The 18,490-nt window shown below is 63.3% G+C and carries 14 protein-coding genes; 2 read left to right on the top strand and 12 right to left on the bottom strand.

The window, feature by feature from the left end; translation table 11 throughout:
• Window positions 1-48 precede the first annotated feature (48 nt).
• The 5 genes from scpA to JL39_RS15910 all read right to left on the bottom strand — a co-directional run bounded on the left by scpA (window position 49) and on the right by JL39_RS15910 (window position 6,903).
• Entirely contained in the window at window positions 49-2,184 is a 2,136-nt protein-coding gene (gene scpA, locus JL39_RS15930) for a methylmalonyl-CoA mutase (protein WP_037152399.1), read from the bottom strand.
• A gap of 350 nt (window positions 2,185-2,534) precedes the next feature.
• Window positions 2,535-4,538 (bottom strand): acetyl/propionyl/methylcrotonyl-CoA carboxylase subunit alpha, encoded by a 2,004-nt coding sequence (locus tag JL39_RS15925; protein ID WP_037152571.1) that lies wholly within the window; start codon window positions 4,536-4,538, stop codon window positions 2,535-2,537.
• 4 nt (window positions 4,539-4,542) lie between these two features.
• Complete coding sequence (locus tag JL39_RS15920; protein ID WP_244446900.1) at window positions 4,543-4,971, bottom strand: hypothetical protein; 429 nt, start codon at window positions 4,969-4,971, stop codon at window positions 4,543-4,545.
• Between the two features lie 4 nt (window positions 4,972-4,975).
• A complete protein-coding gene (locus JL39_RS15915) occupies window positions 4,976-5,353 on the bottom strand; it encodes a hypothetical protein (RefSeq protein ID WP_037152395.1) in 378 nt (125 codons plus the stop codon).
• A 17-nt stretch (window positions 5,354-5,370) separates the two neighbouring features.
• On the bottom strand, window positions 5,371-6,903 hold the full coding sequence (locus JL39_RS15910) for an acyl-CoA carboxylase subunit beta (protein WP_037152392.1): 1,533 nt from the start codon (window positions 6,901-6,903) through the stop codon (window positions 5,371-5,373).
• 118 nt (window positions 6,904-7,021) lie between these two features.
• On the opposite strand from JL39_RS15910, the gene JL39_RS15905 reads away from it, so the two are divergent.
• On the top strand, window positions 7,022-8,431 hold the full coding sequence (locus JL39_RS15905) for an XRE family transcriptional regulator (protein ID WP_037152390.1): 1,410 nt from the start codon (window positions 7,022-7,024) through the stop codon (window positions 8,429-8,431).
• 99 nt (window positions 8,432-8,530) lie between these two features.
• Here the strand turns inward: JL39_RS15905 and JL39_RS15900 are convergent, their stop codons facing one another.
• Both JL39_RS15900 and JL39_RS15895 read right to left on the bottom strand, forming a co-directional pair.
• On the bottom strand, window positions 8,531-8,995 hold the full coding sequence (locus tag JL39_RS15900; RefSeq protein WP_037152388.1) for a YbhB/YbcL family Raf kinase inhibitor-like protein: 465 nt from the start codon (window positions 8,993-8,995) through the stop codon (window positions 8,531-8,533).
• Window positions 8,996-9,095: 100 nt separating this feature from the next.
• Window positions 9,096-10,154: an AI-2E family transporter gene (locus tag JL39_RS15895; RefSeq protein ID WP_037152386.1), complete on the bottom strand. Its 1,059-nt coding sequence runs from the start codon at window positions 10,152-10,154 to the stop codon at window positions 9,096-9,098.
• Between the two features lie 285 nt (window positions 10,155-10,439).
• On the opposite strand from JL39_RS15895, the gene ftsH reads away from it, so the two are divergent.
• Window positions 10,440-12,281 carry an ATP-dependent zinc metalloprotease FtsH gene (gene ftsH, locus JL39_RS15890; RefSeq protein WP_200883963.1) on the top strand — a complete coding sequence of 614 codons (1,842 nt, stop codon included), beginning with the start codon at window positions 10,440-10,442 and terminating at the stop codon, window positions 12,279-12,281.
• Between the two features lie 18 nt (window positions 12,282-12,299).
• Here ftsH and JL39_RS15885 read toward each other — a convergent pair whose 3' ends face one another.
• The 5 genes from JL39_RS15885 to JL39_RS15865 form a co-directional block, all read right to left on the bottom strand.
• Window positions 12,300-13,103, bottom strand: a complete 804-nt coding sequence (locus JL39_RS15885; RefSeq protein WP_052182904.1) for a hypothetical protein — start codon at window positions 13,101-13,103, stop codon at window positions 12,300-12,302.
• A 73-nt stretch (window positions 13,104-13,176) separates the two neighbouring features.
• Window positions 13,177-14,364, bottom strand: a complete 1,188-nt coding sequence (locus JL39_RS15880) for a galactarate dehydratase (RefSeq protein ID WP_037152381.1) — start codon at window positions 14,362-14,364, stop codon at window positions 13,177-13,179.
• 14 nt (window positions 14,365-14,378) lie between these two features.
• Window positions 14,379-15,596 (bottom strand): mandelate racemase/muconate lactonizing enzyme family protein, encoded by a 1,218-nt coding sequence (locus tag JL39_RS15875; protein WP_037152380.1) that lies wholly within the window; start codon window positions 15,594-15,596, stop codon window positions 14,379-14,381.
• Entirely contained in the window at window positions 15,593-17,353 is a 1,761-nt protein-coding gene (locus JL39_RS15870) for an ABC transporter ATP-binding protein (RefSeq protein WP_037152378.1), read from the bottom strand. The genes JL39_RS15875 and JL39_RS15870 overlap by 4 nt, the downstream gene beginning before the upstream one ends.
• A 7-nt stretch (window positions 17,354-17,360) precedes the next feature.
• Entirely contained in the window at window positions 17,361-18,482 is a 1,122-nt protein-coding gene (locus JL39_RS15865; protein WP_037152376.1) for an ABC transporter permease, read from the bottom strand.
• Between the last annotated feature and the right edge of the window lie 8 nt (window positions 18,483-18,490).

Genomic DNA, 18,490 nt, shown 5'->3' with positions numbered 1-18,490 from the left:
GATCTTAACCGAAAACCGCCCACACTTTTCGGCATCCCGCTCGAGCCGTCAGATGTTCCTCCGCTTGCCCTCAAGCAGGTCGAGGACCTTGTTGGCGGCGTCCAGCACATTGGTGCCGGGGCCGAAGACGGCTGAAACACCGTGTTCCAGAAGGAAATCATAGTCCTGGCGGGGCACGACACCGCCGACCACGACGATCACATTGTCCGCCCCTTTCTTCTTCAGCGCCTCGACAAGCTGCGGCGCCAGCGTCCTGTGACCGGCGGCGAGCGAGGACATGCCGACCACCTGCACCTTTTCCTTCACCGCGAGATCGGCCGCCTCCTCCGGTGTTTGGAAGAGCGGGCCGGCCAGCACGTCGAAGCCGATGTCGCCGAAGGCGGACGCGATCACCTTGGCGCCGCGGTCGTGGCCGTCCTGGCCGAGCTTGGCGACCATGACCTTCGGCCTGCCGGACGCCTTGCTATAGCCGCTCAGGCGGCTGACGAGCGTCTTGTATTCGGGATCCCCGTCATAGGCCGGGCCGTAGATATCTCCCACCACTTCCGGCACTGCGGAATGATCGCCGAAGGCCTTTCGCATAGCGTCGGAAATTTCGCCAACGGTGGCGCGGGCGCGAGCCGCCTCGACCGCCGCTTCGAGGAGATTGCCCTTGCCGGTACGGGCGACCTCGGAAAGCACACCAAGCGTCTCTCCGACTTTCCTCGGATCGCGCCGGCGGCGGACCTCTTCCAGCCGCCTGACCTGCGCCTTGCGCACGGCGGTATTGTCGATCGCCAGAATGTCGAGCTCGTCCTCGTTCTCCAGCCGGTATTTGTTGACCCCGACGATGATCTCCTCGCCACGGTCGACGGCAGCCTGGCGAAGGGTAGCCGCCTCCTCGATCATCCGTTTCGGCAGGCCTTCGGCGACGGCCTTGGTCATACCGCCCATCGCCTCGACTTCCCCGATCAGCGCCCAGGCCTTTTCCGCAAGCTCGTTGGTAAGGCTTTCGACATAATAGGAGCCGGCCAGCGGATCGACCACTTTCGTCACGCCCGTTTCGTGCTGGAGGATGAGCTGCGTATTGCGGGCGATGCGGGCGGAGAAATCCGTCGGCAGCGCCATCGCCTCGTCGAGCGCGTTGGTATGCAGCGATTGCGTGCCACCAAGCGCCGCCGACAGCGCCTCATAGGCGGTGCGGATGACGTTGTTGTAGGGGTCCTGTTCCTGCAGCGACACGCCGGACGTCTGGCAATGAGTGCGTAGCATCAGGGATGACGCCTTCTGCGGCTTGAACTCCTCCATGATGCGCGACCAGAGCAGGCGCGCAGCGCGAAGCTTCGCCGCCTCCATGAAGAAGTTCATGCCGATCGCGAAGAAAAAGGAAAGCCGGCCGGCGAAGTCGTCGACGTTCAGGCCCTTGGCGAGGGCAACGCGCACATATTCGCGGCCGTCGGCGAGCGTGAAGGCGAGCTCCTGCACCAGCGTCGCGCCCGCTTCCTGCATATGGTAGCCGGATATGGAAATCGAATTGAAGCGCGGCATCTCCTTCGCCGTATACTCGATGATGTCGGCGACGATCCGCATCGAGGGTTCCGGCGGGTAGATATAGGTGTTGCGGACCATGAACTCCTTCAAAATGTCGTTCTGGATGGTTCCGGAAAGCTCGGCCCGCGAACAGCCCTGTTCTTCGCCGGCGACAATGAAGGAGGCGAGGATCGGGATCACCGCGCCGTTCATGGTCATGGAGACGGACATTTCCTTCAACGGAATGCCGTCGAAGAGGATCTTCATATCCTCGACCGAGTCGATCGCGACACCCGCCTTGCCGACATCGCCCTCGACGCGCGGATGGTCCGAGTCGTAGCCGCGATGGGTGGCAAGGTCGAAGGCGACGGAAAGGCCCTTCTGGCCGGCGGCGAGATTTCGCCGATAGAAGGCGTTGGACTCTTCGGCCGTCGAGAAGCCGGCATATTGCCGGATTGTCCAGGGGCGGCCGGCATACATGGTGGCGCGCGGCCCGCGTACGAAGGGCTTGAAGCCGGGAAGCGAGTTCAGATGCTCGATGCCCTCGAGGTCCTCAGCGGTATAGAGCGGCTTGACGTCGATGCCCTCGGCGGTGTGCCAGACGAGCGTTTCCGGCGAGGCCTTCAGCTCCTTTTCGGCCAGTGTTTCCCAGTCTTTTACGGTCTTCCTGGACATCGAATGCTCCTCGACATGCGCCTTTGGACACGCGATCTTTCGATCCGTGGTTTATCTAGTGTTCGGACGGGGCGCTGAAAGCTGCTTCTTAAGTTTTAGTTTAGGTGACACCTCTCAGCGCCCCGTTCGGCGGTTTCTATCCGCGACTCCGGTCCCTCTGCCTTGGCCCTTCCGGACGGTCTTTTGCCGCCGGTTTCTCGATGTGTTCGGACGGACAAAAATCCGGCGAAACCATCCGTCGGGCCACCATGTGTGCCGCACAGGCACGCCCGGCGCGCTGTTCGGGCACCAGAAGCGAAAGGCCGGTCCCTAACCTTTTCGCTTCCCCGTGTCGCCGGAGGGCTGCCCCCCTACTCGAACTCCATGATCAGTTCGTCCACCGCGAGGCTCTGGCCGACCACCGCCGCGACGCGTTTGACCACGCCCTGTCTCTCCGCCTTCAGCGCGTTTTCCATCTTCATGGCTTCCACGGTGGCCAGCGTCTGCCCGGCCTCCACCGCATCGCCCACCTTGACCGCAACCGACGTGATGACGCCAGGCATGGGGCACAGCAACATTTTCGACGTATCCGGCGGCAGTTTTTTCGGCATCAGGCGGGCAAGCTCGGCGACACGCGGGGAGCGGACACGGGCGGTCACGTCCATGCCGCGCCAGCGAAGGCGGATGGCGGAGCCGGCGAGATCGACCTTCACGCCCATCGACTCGCTGCCGACATGGAAACTCGCATGGCTCTGGCCCGGCACCCAGCCGCTCGCCACCGAAAGCCGTTCGCCATCGGAAAAGATCACGGAGGCGCCATCCGGGCCGGTTTCGAGCGTCACGGCCTCCGCAAGACCGGCGAGCGCCACCACCCATTCCCGGCCGACGACGCGGCGGTGATTGCCGATCGTGCCGGAAATCTGCACCGCCCTTTCCTGAAGCGCCTGATTGATCAATGCCGCGATGGCCGCAAGCGACCGGGCCGACGATGCATCCGGCTCGATGCCCGCAAAACCGTCCGGGAATTCCTCGGCGATATAGGCGGTCGTCAGCCGGCCGGAGCGGAACCGCTCTTGCCCCATGACCGCCGAGAGGAAGGGCAGGTTGTGGCCGATGCCTTCCACCTCGAAATCGTCGAGCGCAGCACCCATCGCGTCTATCGCTTTTTCGCGATCGGGAGCCCAGGTGCAGAGCTTGGCGATCATCGGGTCGTAATACATGGAGATCTCGCCGCCCTCGAAGACACCGGTATCGTTGCGGATCACCGTGCCGTCGTCCTGCCGGCCCTCCACCGGCGGGCGATAGCGCATCAGCCGGCCGATCGACGGCAGGAAGTTGCGATACGGGTCTTCCGCATAGAGCCGGCTTTCGATCGCCCAGCCATTCAGCTTCACGTCGTCCTGGCCGAAGGATAATTTCTCGCCGGCGGCGACGCGGATCATCTGTTCCACGAGGTCGATGCCGGTGACGAGTTCGGTCACCGGATGCTCCACCTGCAGGCGGGTGTTCATTTCGAGGAAGTAGAATTGGCGAGCGCCGTCGACGATAAACTCCACCGTGCCGGCGGAGAAATAGCCGACCGCCTTTGCCAGCGCCACCGCCTGCTCGCCCATGGCACGCCGGGTGGCAGCATCGAGGAAGGGCGACGGCGCCTCCTCGATGACCTTCTGGTTGCGGCGCTGGATGGAGCATTCGCGCTCGCCGAGGTAAAGCGTGCTGCCGTGCCTGTCGCCGAGCACCTGGATCTCGACATGGCGCGGCTCGGTGACGAATTTCTCGATGAAGATCCGGTCGTCGCCAAAGGAGCTTTTCGCCTCGTTCTTCGAAGCCTGAAAACCCTCGCGTGCCTCCTGATCGTTCCAGGCAATGCGCATGCCCTTGCCGCCGCCGCCGGCCGACGCCTTGATCATCACCGGATAGCCGATCGAAGAGGCGATCCTCACCGCCTCGCCGGCATCCTCGATCAGGCCCATATGGCCGGGCACGGTGTTGACGCCCGCCTCCGCGGCGATCTTCTTGGAGGTGATCTTGTCACCCATCGCCTCGATGGCTTTCACCGGCGGGCCGATGAAGGCGACGCCTTCCTTTTCGAGTGCTGCGGCGAAAGCGGCATTTTCCGACAGGAAGCCATAACCTGGATGGACGGCATCCGCACCCGTCTTGCGGATCGCATCAAGGATCCTGTCGATGACGATATAGGACTGGGACGACGGCGCAGGACCGATATGCACCGCCTCGTCGGCCATGCGCACATGCAGCGCGTCACGATCGGCGTCCGAATAGACGGCGACCGTCGCAATGCCCATCTTCCTGGCCGTCTTGATGACCCGGCAGGCGATTTCGCCGCGATTGGCGATGAGGATTTTCTTGAACATCAGGTCAGTTTCCCGGACCGCGATCATCGTCCTCGCGGTATTTCTTTTCATAAGGAAGGGTGAGAATGGCGGAACCGGCAGCCGCGCCGCCGAAGATCGAGGCAAAGGGGACGATAACAAGGAGAACGGGAAGGACGGGATTGGCCGAACGCGCAACCAGTGTGCCAAGACCGCCAATGTCGAACAGGATGAGCGCAGTACCGACGCCCGCGCCGATGAGCGCGCCGGCAAGCGCATGAAGGCCCATGAAGCGCAGCATCTGCCAATGATCGCGGCGCACTTCCTCCGGCGTCAACTCGGGCTTGCGACGATCATCGCCAAACGCATGGCGCGCCCTTTGCCTTTCCAGCCTTTTCCGGAGCCAGCGCTCCGGATCGAAAAGCCTGCTCATGCTCGCCTTGAGGGGATGAGCGACGACGATTTTCTCCCGCATCGCCCTAGACCTCCATCACGTCTTCGAAAGATTCCGGAAAGCTCTGGCGCGCGGTCTTCTCGTTGATCATCAATAACGCCTCATAGGAGGCCGGGTCGAAATCCTTCTCTGCCGGCACGACCTCGCGGCCGAAGAGGAGGCTGAGACGCGCGGCATCGAGGTTGCCGCGCTCGAAGGGTTCAGGCCCGAAATGGTGCCAGAGCGCATGCAGGAAGGCCGCGTCGACCTGATGTTCCTGGGAGCCCGGCCGGGCACGGCGGGGAAGAGCCTTGATCGGCGTCACGCCCTTCGGGTTCGCGCGGCGGATGACGAACTGGATTCCCGTGCCCGGCATGCCGGAGGGAAAGCCCCGATGCTTCGTCATGTCGGGAAGATTGGCCATGGCTATTCCTCCGTCCTCTAAAGCGGGATCGTATCGTGCTTCTTCCAGTGCGTCGTCACCTGCTTGCCCCTCAGCGAGGCAAAGGCGCGGGCGATGCGGCGACGGGACGAATGCGGCATGATCACCTCGTCGATGAAGCCTCGCTCGGCCACCACGAACGGGTTGGCGAACCGCTCCTCGTATTCCTTCGTGCGTGCGGCGATCTTTTCCGGGTCGGAAAGCTCGGAGCGGTAAAGGATTTCGGTCGCACCCTTGGCGCCCATCACCGCGATCTCCGCGGTCGGCCAAGCGTAATTGATATCGGCGCCGATATGCTTGGAGGCCATCACGTCATAGGCGCCGCCATAGGCCTTGCGGGTAATCAGGGTCACCATCGGCACGGTCGCTTCGGAATAGGCGAAGAGCAGCTTGGCGCCGTGCTTGATGACTCCGCCATATTCCTGCGCGACGCCCGGCAGGAAACCCGGCACGTCGACGAGCGTCAGGATGGGGATCGAAAAGGCATCGCAGAAGCGTACGAAACGGGCGGCCTTGCGCGAACTGTCGATATCGAGGCAGCCGGCGAGCACCATCGGCTGGTTGGCGACGACGCCGACCGTCTGTCCCTCAAGCCGGATGAAGCCGGTGACGATGTTCTTCGCGAAGGCTTCCTGGATCTCGAAGAAATCGCCCTCGTCGGCGATCGCGAAAATCAGTTCCTTCATGTCGTAGGGCTTGGTCGGGCTGTCGGGGATGAGGCTGTCGAGCCGCATCTCCACCCGGGCCGGATCGTCGTGGAAGGGCCGGACCGGCGGCTTTTCGCGGTTGTTGAGCGGCAGGAAGTCGAAGAGCTGACGCACCGCCTCCAGCGCCTCGATATCATTTTCAAAGGCGGCATCGGCGACCGAGGATTTTTTCGTATGAGTGCCGGCGCCGCCGAGTTCTTCGGCGGTGACGATCTCATTGGTCACAGTTTTCACCACGTCCGGGCCGGTGACGAACATGTAGGATGAATCACGCACCATGAAGATGAAGTCCGTCATCGCCGGCGAATAGACCGCGCCGCCGGCGCAGGGGCCCATGATGACGGAAATCTGCGGGATCACGCCCGACGCCTCGGCATTGCGGCGGAACACTTCCGCATAGCCTGCCAGCGAGGCGACCCCTTCCTGGATGCGGGCGCCGCCGGAATCATTGAGCCCGATCACCGGCGCGCCGACGCGGACCGCCATATCCATGATCTTGCAGATCTTCTGAGCGTGGGTTTCGGAGAGCGAGCCGCCGAGCACGGTGAAATCCTGGGAGAAGACATAGACCTGGCGGCCGTTGATCGTGCCCCAGCCGGTGACGACGCCATCGCCCGCCACCTTTTGTTCCGCCATGCCGAAATCCACCGCGCGGTGGGTGACGTACATGTCGAACTCCTCGAAGGAGCCCTCGTCGAGCAGGACATCGATACGCTCGCGGGCCGTCAGCTTGCCTTTGGCATGCTGTGCGGCGATGCGTCTCTCGCCGCCGCCGAGCCGTGCTTCCGCCCGTCGCTTCTCCACCTCGTTCAGAACTGCGCGCATGACTACTCCCGAATGCGTTCGCTCTTCCCTTATTCCGTCGGCCCATTCCAGAAAACCGTTGAACGCGTGCATTTGTGGAATTATAAAATCGCAAACCTGAAAATGCGAATTTGCGAACATGGCGATCGGAAAGCTCTTTATCGGCAGGAAAGTACGGGAATTGCGGGCCGCGAGCAATGCGACCCAGAGCCAGTTCGCCGAACGCATCGGCATATCGACCAGCTATCTCAACCAGATCGAGAACAACCAGCGGCCGGTTTCGGCGGCCGTGCTTCTGGCGCTCGCCGACAAGTTCCAGCTCGACATTGCCGAGATCTCGACCGGAGAGACGGACCGGCTTCTCTCCGCTCTTTCCGAGGCGCTGTCCGACCCGCTGTTCGAGACCTACCAGCCGAGCCTGCAGGAACTGAAGCTGGTAACCCAGAACGCGCCGGGGCTGGCGCACGCGCTGATCACCTGCCACCAGGCCTATCGCCGCAACGGCGAGCAGCTCGCCGGCATGGACGACCGGCTGGGGCGGACGGCTGCGGCCGAAACCACGCCCTATGACGAGGTGCGCGACTTCTTCCACTTCGTTGACAACTATCTGCACGAACTCGATATCTCCGCGGAGAAACTGGCGCTCGACCTCGGTTTCCCGGCCGCCGACAGCCATCCGCTGCTGACGGACTACCTGGAAAAGGCATTCGGCGTGCGCGTGGTGCACGGGCCGATGGCGGCGCATGCCATCCGCCATTACGATCCGGCCTCCCGGGTGCTGACGCTGAACCCCTATGCGCCGGCTCAGACCCGCCTCTTCCAGGTGGCGGTGGAGATCGCCCAGCTCCATGCGGGAACGATCGCCGATACGATCGCCCGCAATGCGGGTTTCCGGACCGAGGAAGCGGTGGACATCTGTCGCATCGGCCTCCACAATTATTTCGCCGGCGCGCTGCTGATGCCCTACCAGACGTTCCTCAAGGCGGCGCGGGAGCTCCGGCATGATATCGAGCTTCTGGCAGCGCGCTTCGGTGCCTCGCTGGAGCAGGTCTGCCACCGGCTTTCCACCCTGCAGAGGCCGGGCCTCAAGGGCGTGCCTATCTTCTTCGCCAAGATCGACCGGGCCGGCAACATCACTAAGCGGCACAGCGCCACCAAGCTGCAGTTCGCCCGTTTCGGCGCGGCCTGTCCGCTCTGGAACGCGCACCAGGCCTTCGAGGCGCCGGGGCGCATCATCCGGCAGCTTGCCGAAACTCCGGACGGCGTGCGTTACCTCTGTCTCGCCACGCAGGTGAGCAAGGGCATCGGCGGCTTCCGGTCGCACCAGCCGGTCTACGCGCTGGCGCTCGGCTGCGAGATTTCCTATGCGGAAGCCTTCGTCTATGCCGACGACCTGAACCTTGCGGATCGCGCCGGCTTCGATCCGATCGGCATATCCTGCCGCATCTGCGAGCGGCCGAACTGCACGAGCCGAGCGGTGCCCCCCTTCCGCCGCAAGATCGCCGTCGACCACAACATACGCGAAACCACGCCCTACAAGCTGCGCTGAAGCCCGCTTTCTTCAATCGGATTCCGGCAGCGGGCCTGGGCCGGTTGGTCTGCGCATGCCGTCAGTGAAACGCCGGTCGCCGTTTTCAGACGAGGTGTTTCAATGCACGTCGAAAGTGCCGGTGAGCGAGGCTTCCGACAGCGTGTGCTTGCGCACCTCATCCCACATGGATTTCGCGTCCGCCATATCCGACATTTCCAGCTCCGGCACATCGAGAGCGGCAATGCGGAAACGGTAATGGTGCGTGCCATGCCCCTTCGGAGGCTGCGGCCCGTCATAACGGGTATTGCCGAAGTCGTTGCGGGAGAAGCGCACGCCGCCCTTCGACTTCACATGGACGCCCCGCGACAGTTCGCTCCAATCCTTCGGGATGTTGAACATGCCGCAATGGCGAAACGTTCCGCGCGGCGCATCGGGATCCTCGACGATCAGCGCGAAACTCCCGGCGCCCTCCGGTGCCCCACTCCATTTCAGCGGCGGCATCTGGTTTTCGCCAAGCCGGGTATATTTGTCCGGCACACGTTCGCCCTCGGCGAAGGCCGGACTCGTCAGCGTCATAGCCATGTCCTGTTCCTCCATGCATCATGCGGCCTGTCGATCAGGCCGGCGATCCCTCAACAAGGATGCCGATCCATGGTTCCATGAAGCCGGGCCTATTTCCGCGTCAGCCACTCTCGGTGTCGGACCTGTCCTGCTCTTCCACAAAGATGCCCCAGGCCGCCATGAAGAGCGCCGCGATCAGGGGGCCGATCACGAAACCATTTATTCCCATCAGGGAAATCCCGCCGATCGTGGAAATCAATACGACATAGTCCGGCAGGCGGGTTTCCTTGCCCACAAGTGGCGGCCTCAGCAGGGTGTCGACAAGGCCGATGACCAGGACACCGATCGCCACCAGTATCGCCGCCTTGATCCAGAACCCGGAGAGCGCGAGGTAGGCTGCAGTCGGCACCCAGACCAGCGCGGCGCCCACCGCCGGAAGCAACGAAAGAAGGCTCATCAACACACCCCAGAGCAAGGCCGGCTCAACCCCAAGTGCCCAGAACGCGACGCCACCGATCGATCCCTGGATAAGTGCGATGATGACATTACCTCTTACCGTCGCCCGGATCACAGAAATGAACTTTGAACTAAACCGGTGGGTATGCGCGTCGCTCAACGGAAGCGCACGTCCGACGACACGCGCCAGCGAACGTCCATCCCGAAACAGGAAGAACAGCAGATACAGCATCACACCGAATGCGACGAAAAACTGAAGCGTGTTCTGCCCGAGACTTAGAGCCCTGCCGGCAAAAAAGCCGCCGCCCTGCATGAGCGCGCCGGAGACGCGAGTCCCCAACTCGCCGAAACCATTCAACTCCAGCCTGTGAAGCCAATCCTGAACGAATAGAGGCAACGCGCCCTGCAGTTGCTGGAGAAGCCGCCGGACGTCGATTTCTCCGTTGTCGATGCGCTGATAGAGGTTGTTGCCTTGCTGAACGAGGGAACTGAGGACGATCAATCCCGGAATGATAACGAGGCAAAGGCAGATAAGGACCGAGATGGCCGCGGCAACATTCGAACGCCCGTGCAGCCCCGCTTCAAGCCTCGCATGCAGGGGAAAGAAGATGATCGCAAGAACGACGGCCCAGAAGATCGCGGAATAGAAAGGCAGGACGATGGCGATGAAGGCGATGCTCACCAGGACGAGGAGCACATAGAAACTGATACGCTGGACGGGCATGCGATCTCTTCCGCTGCGGATGGGCCGGTGCAATCCTATCACACATGTTTTCGCCGGTCTGGCCTTCCGAGCAAGCCAAATGCGGAGACTGCCTCCCTTCCCCATTCATGACATAGATCAAAGGACGGCGCACCACCTTCCGGTAGGGGATTTTCCAGAACCAGAGGTTACCCGGCAGAGTCTACCGGAGTTTCGGCTGCTGTGGATAATGGCGCTCACTGGCCCTAGATTAATCCGCGGTGGCGGAAGCCGTGGGCAGTCATGAAATCGGATTCCGGAGCGAGGATGCTTATGAACAAGAAGACGCAGTTCCACGTCTGGTATTGGGTCGCCGCCTTCTTCGGGCTGATGCTGTTCCAATACCTCTTCACGACCGCGACGCAGGTTGCGCAGATACCCTACAGCCAGTTCGAGACGGACCTGAAGGACGGCAAGATCGCCGAAGTGTCGGTCTCCGACAACTATATCCAGGGGCGATACAAGGAACCGCAGAACGAACGCCCCTATTTCATCACCACGCGCGTTCAACCCGACCTCGCCCAGCAGTTCCAGCAATACGGCGTGGTGGTGACCGGCCAGATGGAAAACACCTTCCTGCGCGACCTCCTTTCCTGGGTCATTCCCGTCGCGCTCTTCGTCGGCGTATGGATGTTCATGCTGCGGCGCATGGGTGCGGGCGGCCTGGGCGGCGGCCTGATGCAGATCGGCAAAAGCCGCGCCAAGGTCTATGTCCAGTCCGATACGGGCGTGACGTTCAAGGACGTGGCCGGCGTCGACGAGGCCAAGGACGAATTGAAGGAAATCGTCGACTTCCTCAAGGACCCCGTCGGCTACGGCCGGCTCGGCGGACGCATGCCGAAAGGCATTCTGCTCGTCGGCCCGCCCGGGACCGGTAAGACACTTTTGGCAAGGGCCGTCGCGGGCGAGGCCGCGGTGCCCTTCTTCTCGATCTCCGGCTCCGAATTCGTGGAAATGTTCGTCGGCGTCGGGGCTGCCCGCGTACGTGACCTCTTCGAACAGGCACGCTCCAAGGCCCCGGCCATCATCTTCATAGACGAGCTCGACGCGCTGGGGCGCGCCCGCGGCATCGGCCCGCTTGCAGGCGGCCACGACGAGAAGGAGCAGACGCTCAACCAGCTTCTGGTGGAACTCGACGGTTTCGATTCCTCGACCGGGCTCGTGCTGCTTGCGGCCACCAACCGGCCGGAAATCCTCGACCCGGCCCTCCTCAGGGCCGGACGCTTCGACCGCCAGGTGCTCGTCGACCGTCCCGACAAGGTAGGACGCATCCAGATCCTCAACGTGCATATCAAGAAGGCGAAGCTTGCACCGGAAGTCAATGTCGAAGAGATCGCCGCGCTGACACCCGGCTTTACCGGCGCAGACCTTGCCAATCTGGTGAACGAGGCGACGCTGCTCGCCACCCGCCGGAAGGCGGCCGCAGTCACCATGGAGGACTTCAACAACGCCATCGAACGCATCGTCGCGGGGCTGGAAAAACGCAACCGGCTGCTCAACCCCAAGGAGCGCGAGATCGTCGCCCACCACGAGATGGGGCATGCCCTCGTCGCCATGGCACTGCCGGGCGTCGATCCCGTCCACAAGGTCTCGATCATCCCGCGCGGCATCGGCGCGCTCGGCTACACGATCCAGCGCCCGACCGAGGACCGTTTCCTGATGACCCGCGAAGAGCTCGAAAACAAGATGGCCGTGCTGCTCGGCGGGCGGGCGGCGGAATGGATCATCTATCATCATCTTTCGACAGGTGCTGCGGACGATCTCGTCAAGGTGACCGACATCGCTCGCGCCATGGTCACCCGCTACGGGATGACCGAAAAGCTCGGACATGTGGCGCTGGAAAGGGACCGGCGTTCCTTCCTCGCCACCGACCAGCCCTACTACGGACCGGAGGAGCATGAATATTCCGACGAGACCGCCACGACGGTCGACGAGGAAGTCCGTCGCATCGTAGACGAAACCTTCGACCGGGCGGTTGCCATCCTGACCGAGCGCAGAAGCGCACTGGAGAAATCCGCGAGGCTGCTGCTCGACAGGGAGACGCTGGACGAGAACGATCTTGCATCGTTCAAGCAGGCAGCTCCGGCCAACGCCGCGGAAAAGGTTTGATCCGGAGGGCGATGGATATCAGGCGGCGCTGCCGGCGATACCTACCGAAAGGCGGGCGGACCGCTCTTCCCCCGGCTGCAGGACGAAAAGGCCCGCGCCCGCCTTTGCTTCCGGCGGAAAGCCGAAGACCCCGGCAACATGCGAGACGGGTTCGAGGCAGACATAGGCCGGCATGCGGTGCGCCACCAGATGCGGCAGTTCCGGACCGGCGGTGAGCGTGATCTCGGCGCCGCCATCAAGGGTGGCCGTCGCAGCCCCCCACTCCGACAGGAAAACCGTAAAGCCCTCGCTAGGAAACGGCTTGTTGGCGTCGCGCGTTTGCGGTGCTGCTCCGCTCGGGATGCCCATCGAGCTTACCGGCCAGATTTCTGCCGCAACGCAGGAGACAGCATTCCCGAGGCCGGCCGCGAAATAGGGATGCCAGCCGAAACCACCCGGCATGGTGCCATTTCCCGTGTTCGTCAGCGCGAGTTCCACATCCAGCCGGCCGTCGGCGAGTACGAAGCGCTGCACGGCGCGGAAATCGAAAGGCCAGTCGGCATCCGCTTCATAGTTCAGGGCCAATTCGATCCGGTCTGGTTCATGCGAAACCACATGCCAGCGCCGACAGTGGGCCGGCCCGTGCTGTGCATCGCTCCCAAGTGCTGGATGCGGCAGGACTTCATAGTGCCTGCCCTCATGCTCGAAGGCAGCGCCGACCAGCCGGTTATGATAGGGGAACAGTGGATAGGCGCCGGCCTTCGGCCAGTTCAGCGGATCGAATTCCGGGCCGGTGGTCGGTATGAGGATGTCGCCGAACCGTTCGTGGACGAGATGGGTCATCCGTCCGCCATTTTCGGGGAGGAAGCGGGCGTCAAGAGGCCCGCTCCTTATGCTTGTCCAGCTCCCGGGCCAATCAGGCGAAGGCATAGGACCCGTCCGGGCGCTTCGGCACGCGCCGCTGCCAGTGGATATAGCCCTCTTCCTGCATCGCCTTCTCGTCCAGCTCGACGCCCCAGCCGGGTCGATCCGGCCGGAGTTCCAGATAGCCGTCCTTCGGCAGGTAGGGATCGACGACATAACGCGTTTCGCCTTCCCGCTTTTCGACTTCCGTGCCGCCATAGACATAGGCCTGACCTTTCGGCAGCCGGTATTCGAGAATCTTGAAATTCTGTTGCGCGGCGGAAAAATGCACGTTGACCGCCGTCGCGAGCGGCCCCATCGGATTGTGTGGCGCGACGCCCACGAAGAAGGCCTCGGCCAGCGTCGCGATCCGCTTCATCTCCGATATCCCGCCGACGACGCAGATATCCGGCTGGATCAGGTCCGCGCCCTTCACCTGCAGCAACCGCAGGAATTCGTTGCGGTTATAGAGCGATTCCCCCGTCGCCAGCGTGCAGTTCAGGCCCTGTTTCAGGTCGCCCCACATGTCGATGTTTTCCGGGCGCAGCGGCTCTTCGAAGAATAGCGGGTCGTAGGGCGCCAGCGCGTTGCCGAGCTGGCGGGCCGCCGCCGGCTCGTAGATCTTGGCATGTGCGTCGAAGGCGATCTCGTATTCCGGCCGCACGGCCTCCCGCAAAGTCCGGAAATATTCCGCCGAGCTGCGCACCACCTCGCCCCAGCGATTGGCGTGGATATCGATCCGCCACGGGCTGAGCTTGAAGGCGGTGAAGCCCCATTCCTCGTTCAGCCGGTCCAGCTCCTCCTTCGCCGCCGGTACGTCCGGCGCGGTGTAGACGCCGGCATAGATCTTGACCCGGTCGCGCACCTCGCCGCCCAAAAGCTTGTAGACCGGCACGCCCGCCGCCTTCGCCGCGAGGTCCCAGAGGCAATGGTCGAGCCCGGAAATCGCCGCCAGACCCAGCGCGCCCGGCGGAAACCGGCTCTGCTGAATCATCAGGTTGACCAGGAAATCCACCCGCGTCGGGTCCTGCCCTGCGATGAAGCCGTAGAGATAGTCCAAGAGCGGCGGCAAGGCCTTGTCCGGCCCATGGTTATAGCATTCGCCCCAGCCGGTGAGCCCGTCGTCGGTATCGAGCGCGACGATGACACGCGGCCGATCCTTGTCGCGGGTCATGAAGACCCGCATGCGATCGATCTTCATCCTTCAGATATCCCTCACGTGTTGAAATAATGCCGGCGCGAAAGGCGTGTCTGGATATAGAGGCGTTCGCCATAGGTGCCGGGGTTGTAGGAGTTTCCGCTTTCCTGCACCGGCACCGAGACATTGCCCTCGCTCGGGAAGCGGGCGACGAATTCCTCGTCGATATCGCAGCCGAGACCCGGCGCATCGGGCACGGCGATCGATCCGCCTTCCTGTACCGGATGCGGCACGATCACATGCTGGCGGCCTTCCCAGTCGTCGTCGATGCGTTCCAGGATGAGCGCGTTCGGGATCGAGGCGAGCACGTGCAGCGCGGCATATTCCGCGACCGGTCCGAGCGAGCCGGAATGCGGCGCCATCTGGATGTGATGGGCTTCCGCCATGGCGGCGATCTTCTTCATTTGGGTGATGCCGCCGGCGCGGCCCGTATCCGGCTGGATGACGTCGACCAGTTCCTCCTCGATGAGCTGCCGCTCGCCGAAGATGGTCGCGGTGCGTTCACCCGATGCCAGCGGGATATGTGCGGCGTCGCGGATGCGGCGGTAGCCTTCGATATTGTCGGGCGCGATCGGGTCCTCGACCCAGAGCAGTTCGTAGGGTTCGAGCTTGCGCACCAGGCGGCAGGCATCGGCCGGCGTCATCCACGGCGGGCCGTGCAGGTCGATGGCGATGTCCATCTCGTCGCCGACCGCCTCGCGCAGCATGTCGACCTTGCGGACCGGATCGGAGACGCCACCGCATTTCAGCGCCTTGATGCCGCGCTCCTTGACGGCGAGCGCCTGCTCCACCGTGTTGGCATGCGAATAGATCGGGATGCGGTCGCGGACCTTGCCGCCGAGCAGGTTCCAGACCGGCACGCCGAGCGCCTTGCCCTTGATATCCCAGAGCGCCATGTCGATGCCGGTCATGGCGCCGCCGCCGACCGTGCCGAGCATGCCGTGGCCCATCATGGCGATCGCCATCTTCTGCCAGAGCTTTTCGATATGCGCCGGGTCCTCGCCGATTAGCAGCGGCGCGAGATCCTTGATGGCCGTCTCGATGACCCGCGGCCAGCCGGAGCATTCGCCGATGCCGGTGATGCCCTCGTCGGTCTCGATCTTCAGGAAAAGCCAGTTGCGCGTGCCTTCGAGCTTGTGCTGGGTGACATGGCCCGCATGACCGTCGGATGCCCATTTGGAGCGGTGCGGCTGGCCGGCATGCATGAGAAAGGTGCGAATTCCCGTGATCTTCATCGTGCGGAACTTCCATTCTTGACGTTACTGGGTTCGGTATAGGGGCTGGGTTCGGTGTAGCGGAACCGCCGGGAGTGGTCGCGGTCGCGCGGGTCCGGCCGGGGAATGGCCGAGATCAGTGCCTGCGTATAGGGATGGTCGGGGGCGTTGCAGACCTTGTCCGCCTCGCCCACCTCGACGAGCCTGCCGCGATACATGACGCCGACCCGGTCGCACATGTAGCGGATGACGCCGATATCGTGGCTGATGAAGATATAGGCCAGGCCAAGCTGGTCCTGCAGCCGCATCAAAAGGTCGAGCACCTGGAAGCGGACGGAGACGTCGAGGGCCGACGTCGCCTCGTCCGCCACGATGACCCGCGGATCGAGCGTGATTGCGCGCGCAATGCCGATGCGCTGGCGCTGGCCGCCAGAGAAGGCGTGCGGATAACGCTCGCGGGTTGCCGGATCGAGGCCAACCTGCTCCATGAGATGGCAAACGCGCTCGTCGAGCTGCCTGCCCCTGGCGATGCCATTGACGAGCAACGGTTCGCCGATGACCTGGGCGACGGTCATGCGCGGATTGAGCGAGCCGAACGGGTCCTGGAAGACCATGCGGAGTTCCCTACGCGCCGCCTTCAGCTCCGCCCCTTCCAGCCTGGCGAGATCTACGACCTTGCCGTCGGCGCGGCGGTAATGCATCTCGCCGGCGGTCGGATCATAGAGCCGCATGATCGAGCGACCCATCGTCGTCTTGCCCGAGCCGCTCTCGCCGACGATGCCGAGCGTTTCCCCCGGCAGAAGGGCGATCGACACATCGTTCAGCGCTTTCAACTCGCCGAACTCCATGGTGAGATTGCGGATATCGAGGATGGGATCGGCGGTGGTGTCGAGCGGCGGCCGCGCAAGCCGGATTTCTGCCTTCTGCTCCAGCTTCAGGACCGAGCCGATCAGCATGCGCGTATAGGGGTCCTTCGGCGCATGGAAAATCTCGTCGACCGGGCCGTATTCCTTCATCACCCCGTGATGCATGACGAGAACGTCGTCGGCGATCTGGGCGACCACTCCCATGTCGTGGGTAATGAACAGCACCGCCATGCCGTGGGCCTTCTGGAGCCGCGAGATCAGGTCGAGGATCTCGGCCTGGGTCGTCACGTCGAGGGCGGTCGTCGGTTCGTCGGCGATCAGAAGCTGCGGCTTGCAGGCGAGCGCCATGGCGATCATCGCACGCTGGCGCATACCGCCGGAATACTGGAAGGCGTAGCGGTCGAGCGCCTTTTCGGGATCCGGGATTTCCACCTGGCGCAGCAGCGAAATCGCCTCCGCCCTGGCCTCCGCCTTGCTCATCTTCAGGTGCAGGCGGAGCACTTCGGTGATCTGGTCGCCGACGGTATGCACCGGGGAGAGCGACGACATAGGCTCCTGGAAGATCATGGCGATGTCGGCGCCGCGCACCGAGCGAATAAGCTTGCCGCGCGGATCGAGTTTCGCGAGGTCGAGCGAACTTCCGTCCTGACGGTTGAGAGTGATCGAGCCGGAGGCAATGCGGCCCGGTGTATCGATGATCTGCAGGATCGAGCGGGCCGTGACCGATTTGCCCGATCCACTCTCGCCGACGACGCAGAGCGTCTTGCCCGGCTCGATCGAGAAGGAGAGATTATCGACCGCCCGGAAGATGCCGGTGCGGAGCGGGAACTCCGTCACCAGGTTCTTCACTTCGAGCAGCGGCTTATTGGTCGTCATTGCAGGGCGGGGTGCGATGGTGAGAATATCGGTCATCGGCGCCTCACTTGTTATAGGGATCGGCCGCATCGCGCAGGCCGTCGCCGAAGAGATTGAGCGCCATGACGGCGACGACGACGGCGGCTCCCGGCATGAAGAGCCAGGGAGCGGTCGCGATGGAGCGGATGTTCTGCGCCTCGCGCAGGAGCACGCCCCACGAGATCGTCGGCGGCTGCAGGCCGAGGCCGAGGAAGGACAGCGACGTCTCGGCGAGGATCATTGCCGGCACGGCGAGCGTCATCGACGCGATGATGTGGCTCGCGAAAATCGGCAGCATGTGCCGGAAAATGATGCGGCCCTCGGGCACGCCGTCCAGGCGGGCTGCCGCCACGAACTCTTCCGTGCGAAGCGACAGGAACCGGCCGCGCACGACGCGGGCAAGCTGCGCCCAGCCGGTAAAGGATAGGATGATGGTGATCATCATATATTGCAGCGTGGCCGGCCAGCCCTGCGGCAGTGCCGCGGCGAGCGCCAGCCAAATCGGGATCGTCGGCAGCGACAGGACGAAATCGATCACGCGCTGCATGACGAAATCGATGCGGCCGCCGTAGTACCCCGATATGCCGCCGAGCACGATGCCGAGCAGCAGCGACAGGAAGACGCCGACAAGACCGATCGACAGCGATATCTGCGCACCCTGCACCGTGCGGCTGTAGACGTCACGACCCAGGCGGTCGGCGCCGAACAGGAAGAGCGGATGCGCCTTGTCGGTCGTTGCGATCAGGTGGATATCGGTTTCGAACAGGCCCAAGACGGAATAGGTGTAGCCGCGCCCGAACAAGGTGATCGGAATCCGCCGGGTCGTGTCTTCCTTGTAGATGGCCGCAAGCGTCTCCGGGTCGCGGGTCAGCTTCAGCGGATAGTAGTGCGGCCCGAATTTGAAGCCGTTCGTCGTGTCGAAGAAGTGGATGGCCTGCGGCGGATGGAACGTCGCGCGCGCATTCTGCTGGATCGGATCGTTGATCGCGAAGAAGCCGGGCACGACGGCGACGATATACATCGCGACCGTGACGAAGAGCGCGACCATGGCAAGCCTGTGTCGCTTGAAAGCCCACCAGATGAGCTGCCATTGCGAAGCGACAGCGGCGCGATCCGGACGGATATTGGTGATGGCAATGTCGGCCATGTCGCCCT

The sequence above is a fragment of the Rhizobium sp. YS-1r genome (assembly GCF_000757525.1).
Classification (GTDB): Bacteria; Pseudomonadota; Alphaproteobacteria; order Rhizobiales; family Rhizobiaceae; genus Neorhizobium; species Neorhizobium petrolearium.
Note: the sequence above shows the minus strand (reverse complement) of the source record. Positions and strands in the feature narration are given on the sequence as shown.

Coding starts and splice junctions, on each gene's coding strand:
- scpA (WP_037152399.1), bottom strand. CDS start 2,184: ATGTCCAGGAAGACCGTAAAAGACTGGGAAACACTGGCCGAAAAGGAG.
- JL39_RS15925 (WP_037152571.1), bottom strand. CDS start 4,538: ATGTTCAAGAAAATCCTCATCGCCAATCGCGGCGAAATCGCCTGCCGG.
- JL39_RS15920 (WP_244446900.1), bottom strand. CDS start 4,971: ATGCGGGAGAAAATCGTCGTCGCTCATCCCCTCAAGGCGAGCATGAGC.
- JL39_RS15915 (WP_037152395.1), bottom strand. CDS start 5,353: ATGGCCAATCTTCCCGACATGACGAAGCATCGGGGCTTTCCCTCCGGC.
- JL39_RS15910 (WP_037152392.1), bottom strand. CDS start 6,903: ATGCGCGCAGTTCTGAACGAGGTGGAGAAGCGACGGGCGGAAGCACGG.
- JL39_RS15905 (WP_037152390.1), top strand. CDS start 7,022: ATGGCGATCGGAAAGCTCTTTATCGGCAGGAAAGTACGGGAATTGCGG.
- JL39_RS15900 (WP_037152388.1), bottom strand. CDS start 8,995: ATGGCTATGACGCTGACGAGTCCGGCCTTCGCCGAGGGCGAACGTGTG.
- JL39_RS15895 (WP_037152386.1), bottom strand. CDS start 10,154: ATGCCCGTCCAGCGTATCAGTTTCTATGTGCTCCTCGTCCTGGTGAGC.
- ftsH (WP_200883963.1), top strand. CDS start 10,440: ATGCTTATGAACAAGAAGACGCAGTTCCACGTCTGGTATTGGGTCGCC.
- JL39_RS15885 (WP_052182904.1), bottom strand. CDS start 13,103: ATGACCCATCTCGTCCACGAACGGTTCGGCGACATCCTCATACCGACC.
- JL39_RS15880 (WP_037152381.1), bottom strand. CDS start 14,364: ATGAAGATCGATCGCATGCGGGTCTTCATGACCCGCGACAAGGATCGG.
- JL39_RS15875 (WP_037152380.1), bottom strand. CDS start 15,596: ATGAAGATCACGGGAATTCGCACCTTTCTCATGCATGCCGGCCAGCCG.
- JL39_RS15870 (WP_037152378.1), bottom strand. CDS start 17,353: ATGACCGATATTCTCACCATCGCACCCCGCCCTGCAATGACGACCAAT.
- JL39_RS15865 (WP_037152376.1), bottom strand. CDS start 18,482: ATGGCCGACATTGCCATCACCAATATCCGTCCGGATCGCGCCGCTGTC.